The sequence below is a fragment of the Streptomyces sp. NPDC033229 genome, from assembly GCF_055576875.1.
In genome coordinates this window covers 127071-141720 of record NZ_JBVIQR010000016.1, presented here as the reverse complement: position 1 = coordinate 141720, position 14650 = coordinate 127071, and the positions used below count along the sequence as shown (strand labels likewise).

The window sequence follows — 14650 nt, the reverse complement described above, 5'->3', positions numbered from 1 at the left end:
CCCGCCCCCTCACCCGAGCAGCCCGCTGATCGCCTGGACGACGGCTATGGCCGACGCCAGCCCCCCGGCGGTCGTGGCTCCGCCGGTCAGCAGGGCCCGCAGCCGGACCAGCCGCCCGCGCTCGGCCCGGCCGGTCCGCACCACTTCCTCCTCCAGCTCCGCCAGCTGCCCGTCACACCGGTCGAGCCCGTCCCCCTCGGCCCGCGCGAGCAGCGGCAACTGCTGCCGCAGCAGCCGCACGGCCGCCAGGAGTTCGGGGGACGCGGACAGCAACTGCCGGGAGGCGTCGACCGCTTCGGCGTCGGGTCCCGTGGCGACCGCGCCGCCCGACATCTCCCCGAGGGCCACCCCGCCGTCCTCCGGCACCGTCAGCGGTACGGCCACGGGGCCGCCGCCCCGCTCGGCGGCCTGCCCGACGCGCTCCGACCGGTCCTCGGCACGGGAGCCGTGACCGGTGGCGATGGCGCCGCCGGAGAACCGCCCCACGGCCACCCCGCCGGCCTTCCCGCGCTCCTCGCGGGCCTCGCGGGCCTCGCGGGCCTCGCGGGCCTCGCGGGCCTCGCGGGCCTCGCGGGCCTCGCGGGCCTCGCGGGCCTCGCGGGCCTCGCGGGCCTCACGCCTCTCGCGTTCGCGTCGTTCTCGCTGTTCTCGCCGATCGCGCTGTTCGTCCGTCATTGGCCGACGCCTCCCGACACGTGCTTGGCCTGCGCGCCACTGCCCGTGGCCACCGCACCGCCGCTCATCGCGCCGATGAAGACACCGCCCTCGCTGACCTGCACGATCTGCTGCTCGAACTGATCCGTCTCATAGCCCTTGGAACGCAGCGCGTCCCGCACACCGCTCGCGATCCGGTCCTGGACCGTCTTCACGTAACGGCTGATGTCCATCTCCTGGAACAGCGAGACGGTGCGCACCCCGGCCAGCTCCCGCACCGACCCCGCCGGGCCGTCTGGCACCGCGCGCCGCGGGTCGGCCAGCCAGGTCCGGAAGAGGGTGATGCCCGTACGGACCGCCGAGACGGCCGCGGCGAAGCCGGCGGCGGGTCCGGTCAGCAGCGCCCGCGCGCCGTCGCGCAGGATGTCCTCCTCGCCCCGTGCCGCGATCACATCGACCGCGCGGAACTCCGGCCGGATCGGGGTCAGGACGTGCGGCACCACTTCCAGCACCAGCATTCCGCCCTGGGTGTGCACCCTGACCAGCACGGACACCACGATCTGCTCGTCCCACGCGCCGACGCGCACCCGCAGGAAGTGCCGCCGTGCCTCGCCGCCCTCGTCGACGGATTCGCGCAGATGCGCCCGCACGGTCGGCCCGTCGTAGCGCACGGCGGGCCGCTGCGGGCCGACGGGCAGATAGACGAACTCCTCGATCTCCAGGTCCTTGAGCCGGTCGCGGCTGGTCTCGGCGGCCGAGTCGCGCAGCGCCTCCAGCCGGGGCCGGATCAGCTCCACGACCGTGCGGCCGGTGAACGGTTCGTCGTCGTCGGCCTCGCCGATGCGCGAGCGCTTGAGCTCCAGGGCGAACGACCACGGCTCGTAGGGCCTGCCCATGCCGATGAAGGGGCGGAAGGGGTCGTAGATCGTCAGCCCCGCGTACTGCTCGCGGTCGATGGAGGTCCCGATCCGCCGGTAGCGGCCGGCCGGCACGGCCCGGGGCCGGTGGAGGAAGGCCTGCCGGCCCAGCTCCAGCCGCATGACGGCCGCGACCCGCGAGCGGTGCAGCCACACCGGCAGGACCAGCAGCAGCGGGAAGAGCACGGCCGTCCAGTCGTCGCCGCCCTGGACCAGCACGAAGCCGGCGAGCAGCCAATAGCCGATCATGAGCACGGGCGGGGCGACGGGCAGCAGGCTCTTCAGAGCACCGCTTCCCTTGAGGGCCTGGCGGAGCGTCGACTTGTCGACGACGTACACCGCCGTACCGCGCCCGGCGGCGGCCCGCGCGCCCCAGGCACCCACGCAGACCACGGCGTACATGATCGCCCACATTCCCGGCACCCCGAGCACCGCGCCGGTGCCGGTGGTCAGGTCGACGGCGAAGAAGGCGACCCACAGAGCGAGCAGGAGGAGCGCGGTCAGCACCTCCTGCCCGCGGGCTCTTAAGGCGTGGGCGAGCACCGGCACGACATCGATGCCGAGCGACGGCGCGATGGGTCTTTCCTCGTGTTCCACCAGCTCTTCGATGACGCGGCGGCGGAAGTCCGCGTCGAGATAGACACCCGCGCACAGCAGCCTCGTGGCCTCCGTGCGGGAGTCATGTGGACCTGACTGGGTCATGCGTCCCCCGATCGTCGAACTCACCTGCGAATGTGCAGGAGTTGACGGATTTTCGGAGAACTCAGAATAAGCCAGAAGGCCCGCCATCGACCCCCTGCCGGAGGCAAATGACGGGCCGGAAAGGCACCCCGTACGGACGTACGTCAGTACGTCCGTACGAAAAGCGGGTTGATCGGACGAGCCCGGCTCAGATCAGGCCGAGACCGCGGACCGCGTCGCGCACTGTGCCCGACGCTCCTCTCGCACCGCTCGGCCCCTGAGGGCCTCACGGCTTCGAGAGAGCTGCGCCGGCCTCCGGCCGACGGGAGTTCGGCTCAGATGAGGCCGAGACCGCGGACCGCGTCGCGCTCCTCCGCGAGCTCCTGCACCGAGGCGTCGATGCGGGCGCGGGAGAACTCGTTGATGTCCAGGCCCTGGACGATCTCGTACTTGCCGTCCTTGCAGGTGACCGGGAAGGAGGAGATGAGACCCTCGGGCACGCCGTAGGAGCCGTCCGAGGGGATACCCATGGAGGTCCAGTCACCGGCGGCGGTGCCGTTGACCCAGGTGTGGACGTGGTCGATGGCGGCGTTGGCGGCCGAGGCGGCCGAGGACGCGCCACGGGCCTCGATGATCGCGGCGCCGCGCTTGGCGACGGTCGGGATGAAGGTGTCGCCCAGCCACTGCTCGTCGTTCACGACCTCGGCGGCGTTCTTGCCCGCGACCTCGGCGTGGAAGATGTCCGGGTACTGGGTGGCGGAGTGGTTGCCCCAGATCGTCAGCTTCTTGATCTCGGAGACCGGGACACCGGTCTTCTTCGAGAGCTGCGAGAGCGCGCGGTTGTGGTCCAGGCGGGTCATCGCGGTGAAGCGCTCGGCCGGTACGTCCGGGGCGGCGGCCTGCGCGATGAGCGCGTTGGTGTTGGCCGGGTTGCCGACGACGAGGACCTTGATGTCGTCCGCGGCGTGGTCGTTGATGGCCTTGCCCTGGGGCTTGAAGATGCCGCCGTTGGCCTCGAGCAGGTCGCCGCGCTCCATGCCCTTGGTGCGGGGGCGGGCGCCGACGAGAAGGGCCACGTTCGCACCGTCGAAGCCGACGTTCGGGTCGTCGGTGATCTCGATGCCCTGGAGGAGCGGGAAGGCGCAGTCGTCGAGCTCCATGGCGGTGCCCTCGGCGGCCTTGAGACCCTGCGGGATCTCCAGCAGCCGCAGCTTGACCGGCACGTCCGCGCCGAGGAGGTGACCGGAGGCGATGCGGAAGAGCAGCGCGTAGCCGATCTGCCCGGCCGCGCCGGTAACGGTGACATTGACGGGAGTGCGGGTCATGGCGGTCTCCTGCTGCGAACTGGGGTTGGGTGTCCCTGCCCATTTGTGGGGATCTCTCTCGGTGTCAAGAGACCCGGCGTCAGGCTATCCGACCGCGCACCCCACGAACCGCCGACCCTGTGTGGGACGCCTCACGGGCGCCTGTCCGGCGGAACTTTCGCCACGGGTTGTCCTGCCGACGGCGGGCCGCCTGTGGCGCCTGTGCCGTCTGCGGCGGCAAGCGCCCTGCGGGCGCTTCCTCAAACGCCGGACGGGCTGGAATCGGCTGAGCTCAGCCCACACCAGCCCGCGCGGCGTCCTAGCCTGCGGCGGACGCCGCACGCGGCACGGTGCAGCCCTTGCGGCCGGTCGACAGCGTCGCGCAGGCCGAGGCCCGCTCGGGGCCGGCGACCGCGACCATGCGGGTGTAGCCGTCGGCGTCCCGGTCGACCCGGCCGTCCTCCGAACGGGCCGCCACCCCGCCGCCGGCCGCCGCGCTGACCCGCAGCGTGTCGCCGGGGGCGGCCTGGGTGATGCGGGCCCAGGCCGCGCCGCAGACCTTGCTGTAGCGGACCTCCAGATAGGAGGTGCCTATGGTCACGGAGCCGGCCGTGGTGGCATGACGGCCGCCGCAGCCCATGGTCTCGGGGTCCTTGCCCGCGCAGGCGCCGCCCGAGCACTTCACCCCGGCGGGCAGTCCGACGACGCTGCCGCTCGGCGACGTGCCCGGCCCGGCCTGCCCGCCCGTGTCGTCCTCGTCCATGCCGAAGAGCAGCAGCGCGGCGGCGACGACGAGCAGGGCGCCGAGGACACCGGTCAGGAACAGGGCGATATGGGCGCGCGGCCGACGCTCGTCCGGGATGGCGGCCGCCCGCACGTCGGGCGACGGCCCGACCCTGGCCGGAGGCAGCGGCGCGGACGCCCCACCGTCCGGCGGGGCGGATCGTATCTGCGGTCCTATGTGTGGACCGGCGTGCGCGCTTATCGGATCGGCGTGGTAACCGCCGGGCTCACGGGGCGCCGCCCGCTCGGCCGGCGGGCCGAACTCGCCCAGTGCCGCGCGGGCCTGAGCGACGCGCACCCCGTCGAGAGTCGCGTCGTGCCGCAGTTCCGCCCGGCTCCAGGAACGCTCGGCCAGCTCCCACATCGTGCTCAGGTGGCCGACGTCGGTGTCCGTCGCCTCGGCCAGCGCCTCGGCCGCCGCGCGCGGCGGCAGCAGCCGCCCGTTCAGATAGCGCTCCCACGACGACTTGCTGTATCCGGTGCGGTCCGCGACGGCGGCGACGCTCAGACCGCTGCGTTCGACGAGTCTGCGCAACTGCTCGGCGAACTCGCGCACCTGCGGGTCGAGTTCCTCCGGTAGCGCCTTCCAGCGAGGCATTGCCCTCCCCTTGTCCCCCGATGCCTACGGTGAACCTTGCCCTGCCCTTCCGGTTACTTTTCCGTGCCCTTTCCTACCCCTTGCGCGCCCACTCCACAGCTTCGGCGCTGACTGTCCACAGGGATGCCGCGACTCGGCATGTCAGTTCCCAACGCCGGGGCGCACGGGAGTATTTGCGGTTGATCACACGCGTCACGCGCACGGGCGCACGCCCCCTTGACGCCACCGGAACCACTCCGCCCCGGCGTGCGCCGCACTGCGCTTTCGTCACATCCTGCGGACATCCGGTACGCGATGGGGACCTCGTACCGAAACGGTCACCTCCGCGCCACAGAGCGCCATCGGACCTTGATCGGGATCGGCGCGGTCATGATCCTCGAGATGAGACGACGGCCGGTCCTCCCACGGGGGTGGAGGACCGGCCGTCGCTGTGCTTCCGCGTCTCTGTCAGCGCACGGTGAAGTGCAGGATGTCGTCCAGGAACGGGGCCTTCAGCCACGCCTTCGGCTGCGCCATCAGGGCGAGCAGCACGATGGACACGCCCAGGCCGCCGTACGTGAACATGTCGGTGAACCGCGACCGTACGGCCAGCATGCCCACGGACGGCAGCGCCCAGCGCAGCGCAGCGCCGCCGATCATCGCCAGCCCGATCAGGAGCGTGCCGACCCGGAACGCGTCGAACGCGACGAGCAGCAGCCCCAGCCCCGTAGCGCCCAGCACGGCCAGCAGCGGCCACTGCCGCGCCGGGGCGGGCGCGTCCCCGGGCGCGGCCCGGCCGCCGCCCTCGGGACGCGCGGTGTCCCGCGTGACCGCCTGGAAACGACGCGACTTCGCGCGCCCCGAGCCGTGGCCTCCGGTGGCTTCCGAGAACGTGCCCGACCCGGGCCGCCCACCGGGGCCGGTGCGCGTGGCCGCGGCGCGGCGCTGACCGGAGGCCCCGGCCCCGGCGGCCTCTCCGGCCTCGGGGCGCTTGGCGGACGCGGAACCGTTCACGGCCCCGGCACCGTTCGCGGACGCGCCCCCCTTACCGGCCTCGGACCGCTTACCGGCCTCGGACCGCTTGCCTGACTCCGGACGACGAACGGGCTCGGACCGCTTCGACGCCTCGGCACCCTCCCCTGCCCCCGGCCGCTGACCGGAACCCGAAGGCCCGGGGCGTTCGCCGTCAGAGCCACGTGCCGGCTCCGAGGGTCCAGAGCGGTCGCCCTCGGAACCACGTGCCGCCCCGGAGGGTCCCCGCTCAGGACTCATCGGCGCTTCCGGCCGCGCGACCGGCGGCCTCGGCCGCCTCCGCGGCCTCCACCACGTTCACCAGCAGCTGCGCCCGCGTCATCGGGCCCACGCCGCCCGGGTTCGGGGAGATCCAGGCGGCGACCTCGGCCACGCCCGGGTGGACGTCGCCGACGATCTTCCCGTGCTCGTCGCGGCTGACACCGACGTCCAGGACGGCCGCGCCCGGCTTCACGTCCTCCGGCTTGACCAGGTGCGGCACGCCCGCCGCGGCGACGATGATGTCGGCCTGACGGAGCTGCGCGGACAGGTCACGGGTGCCGGTGTGGCAGAGGGTGACCGTGGCGTTCTCGGACTTGCGGGTCAGCAGCAGGCCGATCGAGCGGCCGACGGTGACACCACGGCCGACGACCACGACGTGCGCGCCGTTGATCTCGACGCCGTGGTGACGCAGCAGCTGGATGATGCCGTACGGGGTGCAGGGCAGCGGGCCCGTCTCGTTGAGCACGAGCCGGCCCAGGCTCATCGGGTGCAGCCCGTCCGCGTCCTTGGCCGGGTCCATGAGCTCCAGCACCCGGTTGGTGTCGATGCCCTTGGGGAGGGGGAGCTGGACGATGTAGCCCGTGCACTCGGGGTTGTCGTTCAGCTCGCGGACGACCGCCTCGATCTCCTCCTGCGTGGCGGTGTCGGGCAGCTCGCGCTGGATCGAACCGATGCCGACCTGAGCGCAGTCGCGGTGCTTGCCGGCCACGTACCACTTGCTGCCGGGGTCGTCGCCGACGAGGAGGGTGCCCAGGCCGGGCGTGACGCCCCTGGCCTTCAGCGCCTCCACGCGGACGGTGAGTTCGGACTTGATCGCGGCGGCGGTGGCCTTGCCATCGAGAATCTGGGCGGTCATGGGTTCATCCTCCAGGATGGGGCGGCCCTCGTTCCAATCCGGGCGGGGCCCGCCCCGGTGATGTGCACGGTGGTTTTCACGGACCGTGGTCCTTGTACAACGCATACGGGTATCGGCTGGACAAAAGTCAAGAGCCCAACAACGATGATCCGGCAGTGCCGCGGGCTGTGACGGGGGGCGGGCCGCTCTGCAATCTCTCCTCCTGACGTCCGCGCCGTCCCCGCACGACTACGGAGGAACTCCCTCACCATGAGCTTCGGCGACCAGAACAACCCGTACGGGCAGCAGCCCCCGCAGGGGCAGCCCGGCTACGGCTACCCGCAGCAGGCCCCGCAGGGCATCCCGGCCCAGCCGGGCCAGCCGTACGCCCCCTTCCCGCAGGATCAGGGCGGTGGGTACCACGGCGCGCCCTACGGCCAGCCCTTCGCGATGCCCGGCCTCACCAAGGCCGCCCGCATCCTGATGTACGTCATCGCCGGCATCCACGTGGTGATCGCGGGCCTCTTCGCCACCGCGATCGCCGCGATCGACGACGCGGTCGAGAAGGAAGGCAGCAACGGCACCGTCCGCACCGCGAACGGCGAGGAGGTGGACGTGGACACGGTCATCGACGCCGGAAAGGGCGTCATCGCCTTCTTCATCCTGCTGGCCGCCGTCTTCGCGATCATCGGCATCATCCTCGCCGTGCGCTACGCCAAGGGCGGCAACGGCGTCCGCGTCGGCTCGATCGTCTACTCCTCGTTCGGCATCATCAGCGGTCTGATCACCTCGGTGATGTACGGGCTGGGCCTGGTGACCCTGGTCGCGTCGATCCTGGTGATCGTCTTCGCGGCCAAGCGCGTGTCGTCCGAGTGGTTCCAGCGTCCTCGCTACTGAGCGCGTCCGTCCGGCCTTGTCCTCAAGCGCCGGACGGGCTGCTGTGCTGTGCCCTCGATCGCCGGACGGACTGAATTCAGCCCGTCCGGCGATCGAGGACGCGCCCGCAGGGCGCCCACCGCCGCAGGCGGTAAAACGGGGCCGCAGCCGAAGAACCGCCGGAGGCCCTAGTGGAAGAAGTGGCGCGTACCGGTGAGGTACATCGTCACGCCCGCCGCCTTCGCGGCCTCCACGACCTGCTCGTCACGGACCGAACCGCCCGGCTGGACCACGGCCTTGATGCCGGCGGCGGTCAGCACCTCCAGCCCGTCGGGGAAGGGGAAGAAGGCGTCCGAGGCGGCGTACGAGCCCTGGGCGCGCTCCTCGCCCGCCCGCTGGACGGCCAGCTTCGCGGAGTCGACGCGGTTGACCTGGCCCATGCCGACGCCGACGGTCGCGCCGCCCTTGGCCAGCAGGATCGCGTTGGACTTCACCGCGCGGCAGGCGCGCCAGGCGAAGGCCAGCTCGGCGAGCTCGTCGGCGGACAGCGCCTCGCCCGTGGCGAGCGTCCAGTTGGCCGGGTCGTCGCCCTCGGCCTGGAGCCGGTCCTTGACCTGCACCAGGACGCCGCCCTCGACGGGACGGGTCTCGCCGTGCGCCGCGGGGGCGTCGGCGCAGCGCAGCACGCGGATGTTCTTCTTGCGGGCGAGCACCTCGACCGCGCCGTCCTCGTAGGCCGGGGCGACGATGACCTCGGTGAAGATCTCGGCGACCTGCTCGGCCATGGCGACCGACACGGGGCTGTTGACGGCGATCACGCCGCCGAACGCGGACAGCGGGTCGCACTCGTGGGCCTTGCGGTGGGCCTCGGCGACATCGGAACCGATGGCGATGCCGCACGGGTTGGCGTGCTTGATGATCGCGACGCAGGGGTCGGTGTGGTCGTACGCCGCCCGGCGCGCGGCCTCGGTGTCGACGTAGTTGTTGTACGACATCTCCTTGCCGTGCAGCTGCTCCGCGTACGCGAGGCCCTTGCCCGTGCCGTCGGTGTAGAGCGCGGCGGGCTGGTGCGGGTTCTCGCCGTAGCGCAGGACCTGCTTGCGGGCGTAGGTGACGGCGGTGAAGTCCGGCCAGGGGCCCTCGTCGGCCGCGTAGTCGTCGGCGAACCAGTTCGCCACGGCCACGTCGTAGGCGGCCGTGTGCTGGAACGCCTCGGCGGCGAGCCGCTTGCGCTGCGTCAGGTCGAAGCCCCCGTCGGAGGCGGCCTTCAGCACGTCGGCGTAGCGGTCGGGAATGACGACCACGGCGACGGAGGGGTGGTTCTTGGCGGCGGCGCGGACCATCGACGGACCGCCGATGTCGATCTGCTCGACGCACTCGTCGGGGGCGGCGCCCGAGGCGACGGTCTCCCGGAACGGGTAGAGGTTGACGATCACCAGCTCGAAGGGCGCGATGTCCAGCTCGGCGAGCTGCTCACGGTGCGAGTCGAGCCGCTGGTCGGCGAGGATGCCGGCGTGCACGCGCGGGTGCAGGGTCTTGACCCGCCCGTCCAGGCACTCGGGGAAGCCCGTCAGCTCCTCGACCTTGGTGACCGGGACCCCGGCCGCCGCGATCCGGCCGGCTGTCGAGCCGGTCGAGACGAGCTGGACGCCCGCCGCGTGCAGCCCGCGGGCCAGCTCCTCCAGCCCCGTCTTGTCGTAGACGCTGACCAGCGCGCGCCGGATGGGCCGCTTCGTACCTTCGGCGGTCGTACCTTCGACGGTCACGGGATTCTTACCTTTCGTCCCTCTATGCGGTAGCCGTTACGGGCCAGGCGCCCCACGACATCGACGAGCAGCTCTCGCTCGACTTCCTTGATCCGCTCGTGCAGGGCGGATTCGTCGTCCTCGTCCCGGACCTCGACCACGCCCTGGGCGATGATCGGGCCGGTGTCGACGCCGTCGTCGACGAAGTGGACGGTGCAGCCGGTCACCTTCGCGCCGTACGCGAGCGCGTCGCGCACACCGTGGGCGCCGGGAAAGCTCGGCAGCAGGGCCGGGTGGGTGTTGACCACGCGGCCCTCGAAGCGGGCGAGGAACTCCTTGCCCACGATCTTCATGAAACCGGCGGAGACGACGAGATCGGGCTCGTACGCCGCCGTCGCCTCGGTCAGCGCGCGGTCCCACGCGTCCCGCGTCGGGTGGTCCTTCACCCGGCAGACGAACGCGGGCAGCCCGGCGCGCTCGGCCCGCTCCAGCCCGGCGATGCCGTCCCGGTCGGCGCCCACGGCCACCACCTCGGCGCCGTAGCCGACCGGATCGGCGGCGATCGCGTCGAGCAGGGCCTGCAGATTCGTCCCCGAACCGGAGACGAGCACGACGAGACGGGCGGGGGCGGGGTGCCGCCGGGGGCCGGGAGTCGCGGGAGGGGGGGAGGCCACAGCGGGGCCCTTTCTCGCGGGTGATGCGGTTTGTATGGTCGTACGAGACGGAGGGGTCCCCGAATACGGGGGACTCTACGAAGCCGCCGACCGCCAGCAACGATACCGGCACTCCGAACGGCCCCCACGGGACGGGGGCGCGCGCGGAAGGTAGCGTCTGGAAGCAGCGCACGAAGTCATGTGCGGAGGCGATGTACGGATGCGGCACCACGCGGTCATCACGCGGTAAGGGCGTGCGGCCGCGACGCGCCGGGGCGACGCGCGGAATCCGGACGCGGAATCCGGGCACGCCGCCGTACGTTCGATGTGCGGGAGTCGCGGGACCTGCGGTGTGCGGGGTCCGCGGGGCTCGCGGGGCCCGCCGGGACGTCGGCGGACGCCGACACGTCCGACCGCACCCGACACCGCCTCCGACACCGCCGACGCAGAAGCCGACACGCCGACCGACGCCGACACCGCCCGACACAAGGGGAAGACACACTCCACATGCCGGACCGACGCCGCCACGCGGCTCACCGCCTCTCGCTGCCCACCGCGTCCACCGCGTCCGCCGCGTCCATCGGAGGACAGTGATGAGGAACGCCCGCATGTCGCACGAGCGCGATGAACAGACGCCGTCCTCACCGTCGCCGTCCGACGAGCAGCGGGACAACCCCTTCGCCGCGCCGCCCGAGGGCCGTCCGGACCGGCCGTGGCAGCCGCGGCGCGGGCCGGAGGGCGGCTCCTCCGGGTCCGGGGAGGGGTCCGGGGAAGGCCCCGAGGACGGCCGCGAGGGCCAGGACCCGCCCCCGGCGTGGGGCAGTGAGTGGAGCAGCCGCCAGCCGGGCCGCCAGGGCGGCGGCTTCGGCGGCGGCAAGGGCCCGGGCGGCCCGAACCCCTCCGGCGGCGGCCCGGGCGGGGGCGGCCTCCGATGGGATCCCACCGACCCGGCCCAGCGGCGGGCCCGATACGCCCTGCTCGCCGGCATGTGGGGTTTCTTCTTCGCCCTGTTCAGCATCCCCCAGGTGGCCCTACTCCTCGGCGCCCTCTCCCTCTACTGGGGCATCAGCGCCCTCCGCGCCAAGCCCAAGCCCCAGCGCACGGACCCGGACATCCCACCCCCGCCGAACGGCGCCCCCACCTCCACCGCCTCCCGCCCGCAGACGACGGCGGCCGTGAGCGGCCTGGTCACGGGCGGCCTCGCACTGGCCATCGTGGCGGCGACGTACACCTTCCAGTTCGTCTACAGCGACTACTACACCTGCGTCGACGACGCCCTCACCCAAACCTCCCGCCAGGCCTGCGAGAACCACCTCCCGAAGCAGCTGCGTCCGCTTCTGGGCGAGAAGGACTGAGCGGACGGCTGCGCGCCGGGCGGGTCATGGGGTGCACCACCGCTGCGCGGCGGTGTCCTCAAGCGTCGGACGGGCTGCTGTGCTGTGTCCTCAAGCGCCGGACGGGCTGGCTTGGCTGAGCCCAGCCCAATCAAGCCCGTCCGGCGCTTGAGGACGCGCCCGCAGGGCGCCCGCCGCCGCAGGCGGCAACGACGGCCCGCAGCCGAAGACCCGCACCGCTCGCCGCAGGCGGCGCCGCAGGCGAGCCGTCACAGGCCGTCAGTCGGCAGTCGGCTTGGTCGCGTCGCGGGGCTCGAAGTCGGGCATGAGGCCGCCGCCGGTGTCTTTGAGGGCGGCCCAGCGGAGTTGCCGGGCGCGGTTGTCGTGCCAGTCCGGTGCGCCCGGGTGCGTGGGGGAGGACGTCGGGGTGGGCGGCGCCGCGTGGCGGGGCCTGCGTTTTTTACGGTCCCCCCGCCCCTTGCCGCCCTCCTCCTTGGTCTCGCGGTCTCCCCCGCCCCTGCGGTCCGCCCGGCTCCTGCGCCCGGCTCGAATCTCACGGCCCACGCGTTCAGCCAGATTCACCCGGCCTGCCCGGACCTTGGCGTCCCCGGCGGCGTCCTTGCCGCCCTCCCGCGGCTCGGGGCCCTTGCGGCTCCGACCGGGCCTGATCTCGCGCCCGAACCGCTCAGCCAGGTTGCCCCGGAGCGCCCGAGCCTTGCCGCCGTCCTTGCTGCCGCCGCCCGGGCCGTCCTCACCGGCCTCTTTGCCGCTCGCCGTCGCCTCCCCCTCCGCACGGACCTGCCGACGCTCACGATCGGCCGCCTCACCGCGCTTGCGCTCCTTGCGGCTCGGGCGGCCCTTCCCCGGCAGCATGCCGGGCCACCACGACCGTTCGGTCGCCACCTGCGGCTCCGATTCCGGTTCCGACGCCGGCCCGGTGGCGCGGGCCGGGCGGACCGGCAACGCGGCCACCAGCGCCTTCGGCTTCGCCTGCTTCGGCGGCGTACCGGCAGCGGGGGGCGCGGGGGGCGTCCCGTCCCCCCGGGCCGACCTCACACCCGGCAGGGCCAGCGCGGGCAGCCCGGGCCCCACGACAGAGGTGGCGACGGGCGTGGCCGCCGTGCCGTCACCGTCACCGCCGCCAGGCCGCGCCCCGAAGCCCAGCCAGCCGGCCACACCCCGGACGAGCGCCCCTCCCGTCCACCACCGGGGCCCCTTCTCCTTGGTGGCCGTCTTGGTGGCCGTCTTGGTGGCCGGCGCCGGCGCGGGCCGGCCCACGGCCGGGGAACGTTGCGGTCGCAGCCGTTCCACCACCGCACCCCGCCGGAGCCAGCGCAGCACCAACGCCCCCGGAACACCGATCGAGGAGGTCCAGGCCAGCGCCGCCCCGCCGGAGAGCCACCACGGCGGGCCGACGGTCGCGAGCGTGGCCGAGCCGAGGGCGCCGGAGGCGGCGAACGCCAGGGCGCTGGTCAACGCCGCGCAGACGACGGCGGCGAGGGCGGCGATCATGGCGACCTCCCACACACCCACCACGGCGGGCGGCCGCGGGACGGCGAAGCGGGCGACCGCCGCCCCCGCCGCGACCGACAGCAACGCCGCCACCACCAGCATCAGCGGCCCCGCGTCACCCGGCGACGGGATCGCCACGAGCAGCGGGAAGCTCGGCAGCGCGGGGTAGGCGACCGCGCCCAGCGGAGCGACCACACTGCCCGCGCCGACCGTGAACCCGGGCCCCAGCCCGTACGCCGCCGCCCAGACGACCGCGTTGGGCAGCAGCGCCGCGCACAGCAGCAACACCGCCGCCCGCCCCGACCAGTCCTCCGTCAGGTAGACCAACGAGTCGTGGGCCTCCGCCGCGTGCCACACCAGCGACCCCGCCAGCAGCAGCGCGGCACCGCCGAACAGCACGGCCGTCGCGGCCGTCCCGGCCCGTACCGCCGCGGTCATCCGGCGGCGGGTGAACCACCGGCGCAACCGCGCGGGCAGCACGTTCACCACCTGGCGCACGCGCCCCGACCGGGGCCAGCCGGGGCAGCCCTCAGCCGTCCACACACCCGCCGCGACGGTCACCACCGCGAACACGGGCAGATGCAGCAGCGCGCTCCAGGGCGCGACCCGCACGGTCCCCGAGGAGGCGAAGAGCACCGCGCACACGCCCACCAGCAGATAACCGCCGGCCATGGCCAGGATCGCCGTACGCGGCGTGAGCCCGGCGGACAGGTCCGGCCCGGCGGACGGGTCCGGGGCCTGCGAAGCATCCGAGGCGTCCGACGCGCCCGAGGTCCCGGGCTCGTCCGCGACGTCCGTCGCATCCGTCGCATCGGTCACATCCGGCACCCCCGGCACCGTCGCCGCCCGCGCGTCGTCGTCCCCGCACGGAACGTCCAGCGCGTGCCGCGCCGTTCGATAGAGCAGCCAGCACGGCAGCGCCGTGAGCAGCAGCGGCGTCAGGCCGAGTGGCGCGGGCGCCCCGGAGAGCGTCTCGGTCCGGACGAGATCGGCGCCGTGCGCCAGCAGCCACAGGTCGGCGGCGATGCGCAGCGCCCCCGCGGGTCCGCCGTCGGGGTACGGCGCCGAGATCCACAGCGCCAGGACGCCCACGGCGAACGCTCCGAGGCCCAGGCCCGCGGCGATCATCCCGTCGAAGAAGGCGGTGCCCACGACGGGCGGAACGCTTGCCGCGGGCCGGCCGCGCGTCGGCAACGACGTGCTGCGATCGGCATTTTGGGTCACGGTGCCATGCTGCCAACAACAGGGCTTTCGTCCTGGTAGCGGGCAAATAGCCGTCGTGTCGCCCAAGATACGCTTATGCACCTTTTCGAGCTGAAGAGCCGAAAAGTCGCTGTCCGCACACCGTCAGCGGCGGTCTCCACACACCGTCAGGGGCGGGCAGGCAGGGAAACAGGCGTGGGGGGGGGGGGGAAAGGGGGGGGGGGGGGGGAAAAGGGGAACGGCAGGAGTCAAAGGTGTGAGCGGATCTTGCGGGGGGAGAGAC

11 protein-coding genes are annotated in these 14650 nt (G+C 73.2%); 2 read left to right on the top strand and 9 right to left on the bottom strand.

Annotated elements, in window-relative coordinates:
* Positions 1-9: 9 nt before the first annotated feature.
* The 6 genes from ACZ53N_RS16825 to ACZ53N_RS16800 form a co-directional block, all read right to left on the bottom strand.
* A complete protein-coding gene (locus tag ACZ53N_RS16825; RefSeq protein WP_469141594.1) occupies positions 10-675 on the bottom strand; it encodes a hypothetical protein in 666 nt (221 codons plus the stop codon).
* Positions 672-2273: a hypothetical protein gene (locus tag ACZ53N_RS16820; protein WP_469141593.1), complete on the bottom strand. Its 1602-nt coding sequence runs from the start codon at positions 2271-2273 to the stop codon at positions 672-674. Before ACZ53N_RS16820 ends, ACZ53N_RS16825 begins: the two co-directional genes overlap by 4 nt.
* A 314-nt stretch (positions 2274-2587) precedes the next feature.
* Positions 2588-3577 carry a malate dehydrogenase gene (locus tag ACZ53N_RS16815; protein ID WP_469141592.1) on the bottom strand — a complete coding sequence of 330 codons (990 nt, stop codon included), beginning with the start codon at positions 3575-3577 and terminating at the stop codon, positions 2588-2590.
* Positions 3578-3875: 298 nt separating this feature from the next.
* On the bottom strand, positions 3876-4937 hold the full coding sequence (locus ACZ53N_RS16810; RefSeq protein ID WP_469141591.1) for a helix-turn-helix domain-containing protein: 1062 nt from the start codon (positions 4935-4937) through the stop codon (positions 3876-3878).
* Positions 4938-5384: 447 nt separating this feature from the next.
* Positions 5385-5930 carry a DUF3017 domain-containing protein gene (locus ACZ53N_RS16805; protein ID WP_469141590.1) on the bottom strand — a complete coding sequence of 182 codons (546 nt, stop codon included), beginning with the start codon at positions 5928-5930 and terminating at the stop codon, positions 5385-5387.
* Between the two features lie 247 nt (positions 5931-6177).
* Complete coding sequence (locus ACZ53N_RS16800; RefSeq protein WP_356453500.1) at positions 6178-7065, bottom strand: bifunctional methylenetetrahydrofolate dehydrogenase/methenyltetrahydrofolate cyclohydrolase; 888 nt, start codon at positions 7063-7065, stop codon at positions 6178-6180.
* Positions 7066-7314: 249 nt separating this feature from the next.
* Here ACZ53N_RS16800 and ACZ53N_RS16795 point away from each other — a divergent pair, with 249 nt between their 5' ends.
* Positions 7315-7941, top strand: coding sequence for a hypothetical protein (locus ACZ53N_RS16795; RefSeq protein ID WP_469141589.1), 627 nt, complete (start codon positions 7315-7317; stop codon positions 7939-7941).
* A 167-nt stretch (positions 7942-8108) separates the two neighbouring features.
* Here the strand turns inward: ACZ53N_RS16795 and purH are convergent, their stop codons facing one another.
* On the bottom strand, positions 8109-9686 hold the full coding sequence (gene purH / locus ACZ53N_RS16790; RefSeq protein ID WP_469141588.1) for a bifunctional phosphoribosylaminoimidazolecarboxamide formyltransferase/IMP cyclohydrolase: 1578 nt from the start codon (positions 9684-9686) through the stop codon (positions 8109-8111).
* A complete protein-coding gene (gene purN / locus ACZ53N_RS16785; protein ID WP_469141587.1) occupies positions 9683-10339 on the bottom strand; it encodes a phosphoribosylglycinamide formyltransferase in 657 nt (218 codons plus the stop codon). Before purN ends, purH begins: the two co-directional genes overlap by 4 nt.
* 587 nt (positions 10340-10926) lie before the next feature.
* Here purN and ACZ53N_RS16780 point away from each other — a divergent pair.
* Positions 10927-11673 carry a hypothetical protein gene (locus ACZ53N_RS16780; RefSeq protein ID WP_469141586.1) on the top strand — a complete coding sequence of 249 codons (747 nt, stop codon included), beginning with the start codon at positions 10927-10929 and terminating at the stop codon, positions 11671-11673.
* A gap of 258 nt (positions 11674-11931) precedes the next feature.
* Here the strand turns inward: ACZ53N_RS16780 and ACZ53N_RS16775 are convergent, their stop codons facing one another.
* Positions 11932-14388 carry a cell division protein PerM gene (locus tag ACZ53N_RS16775; protein WP_469141585.1) on the bottom strand — a complete coding sequence of 819 codons (2457 nt, stop codon included), beginning with the start codon at positions 14386-14388 and terminating at the stop codon, positions 11932-11934.
* Positions 14389-14650 lie beyond the last annotated feature (262 nt).

What these genes read in the sequence shown, in the direction of transcription:
- ACZ53N_RS16825 (WP_469141594.1), bottom strand. Translation starts at nt 675, where the DNA reads ATGACGGACGAACAGCGCGATCGGCGAGAACAGCGAGAACGACGCGAA.
- ACZ53N_RS16820 (WP_469141593.1), bottom strand. Translation starts at nt 2,273, where the DNA reads ATGACCCAGTCAGGTCCACATGACTCCCGCACGGAGGCCACGAGGCTG.
- ACZ53N_RS16815 (WP_469141592.1), bottom strand. Translation starts at nt 3,577, where the DNA reads ATGACCCGCACTCCCGTCAATGTCACCGTTACCGGCGCGGCCGGGCAG.
- ACZ53N_RS16810 (WP_469141591.1), bottom strand. Translation starts at nt 4,937, where the DNA reads ATGCCTCGCTGGAAGGCGCTACCGGAGGAACTCGACCCGCAGGTGCGC.
- ACZ53N_RS16800 (WP_356453500.1), bottom strand. Translation starts at nt 7,065, where the DNA reads ATGACCGCCCAGATTCTCGATGGCAAGGCCACCGCCGCCGCGATCAAG.
- ACZ53N_RS16795 (WP_469141589.1), top strand. Translation starts at nt 7,315, where the DNA reads ATGAGCTTCGGCGACCAGAACAACCCGTACGGGCAGCAGCCCCCGCAG.
- ACZ53N_RS16780 (WP_469141586.1), top strand. Translation starts at nt 10,927, where the DNA reads ATGTCGCACGAGCGCGATGAACAGACGCCGTCCTCACCGTCGCCGTCC.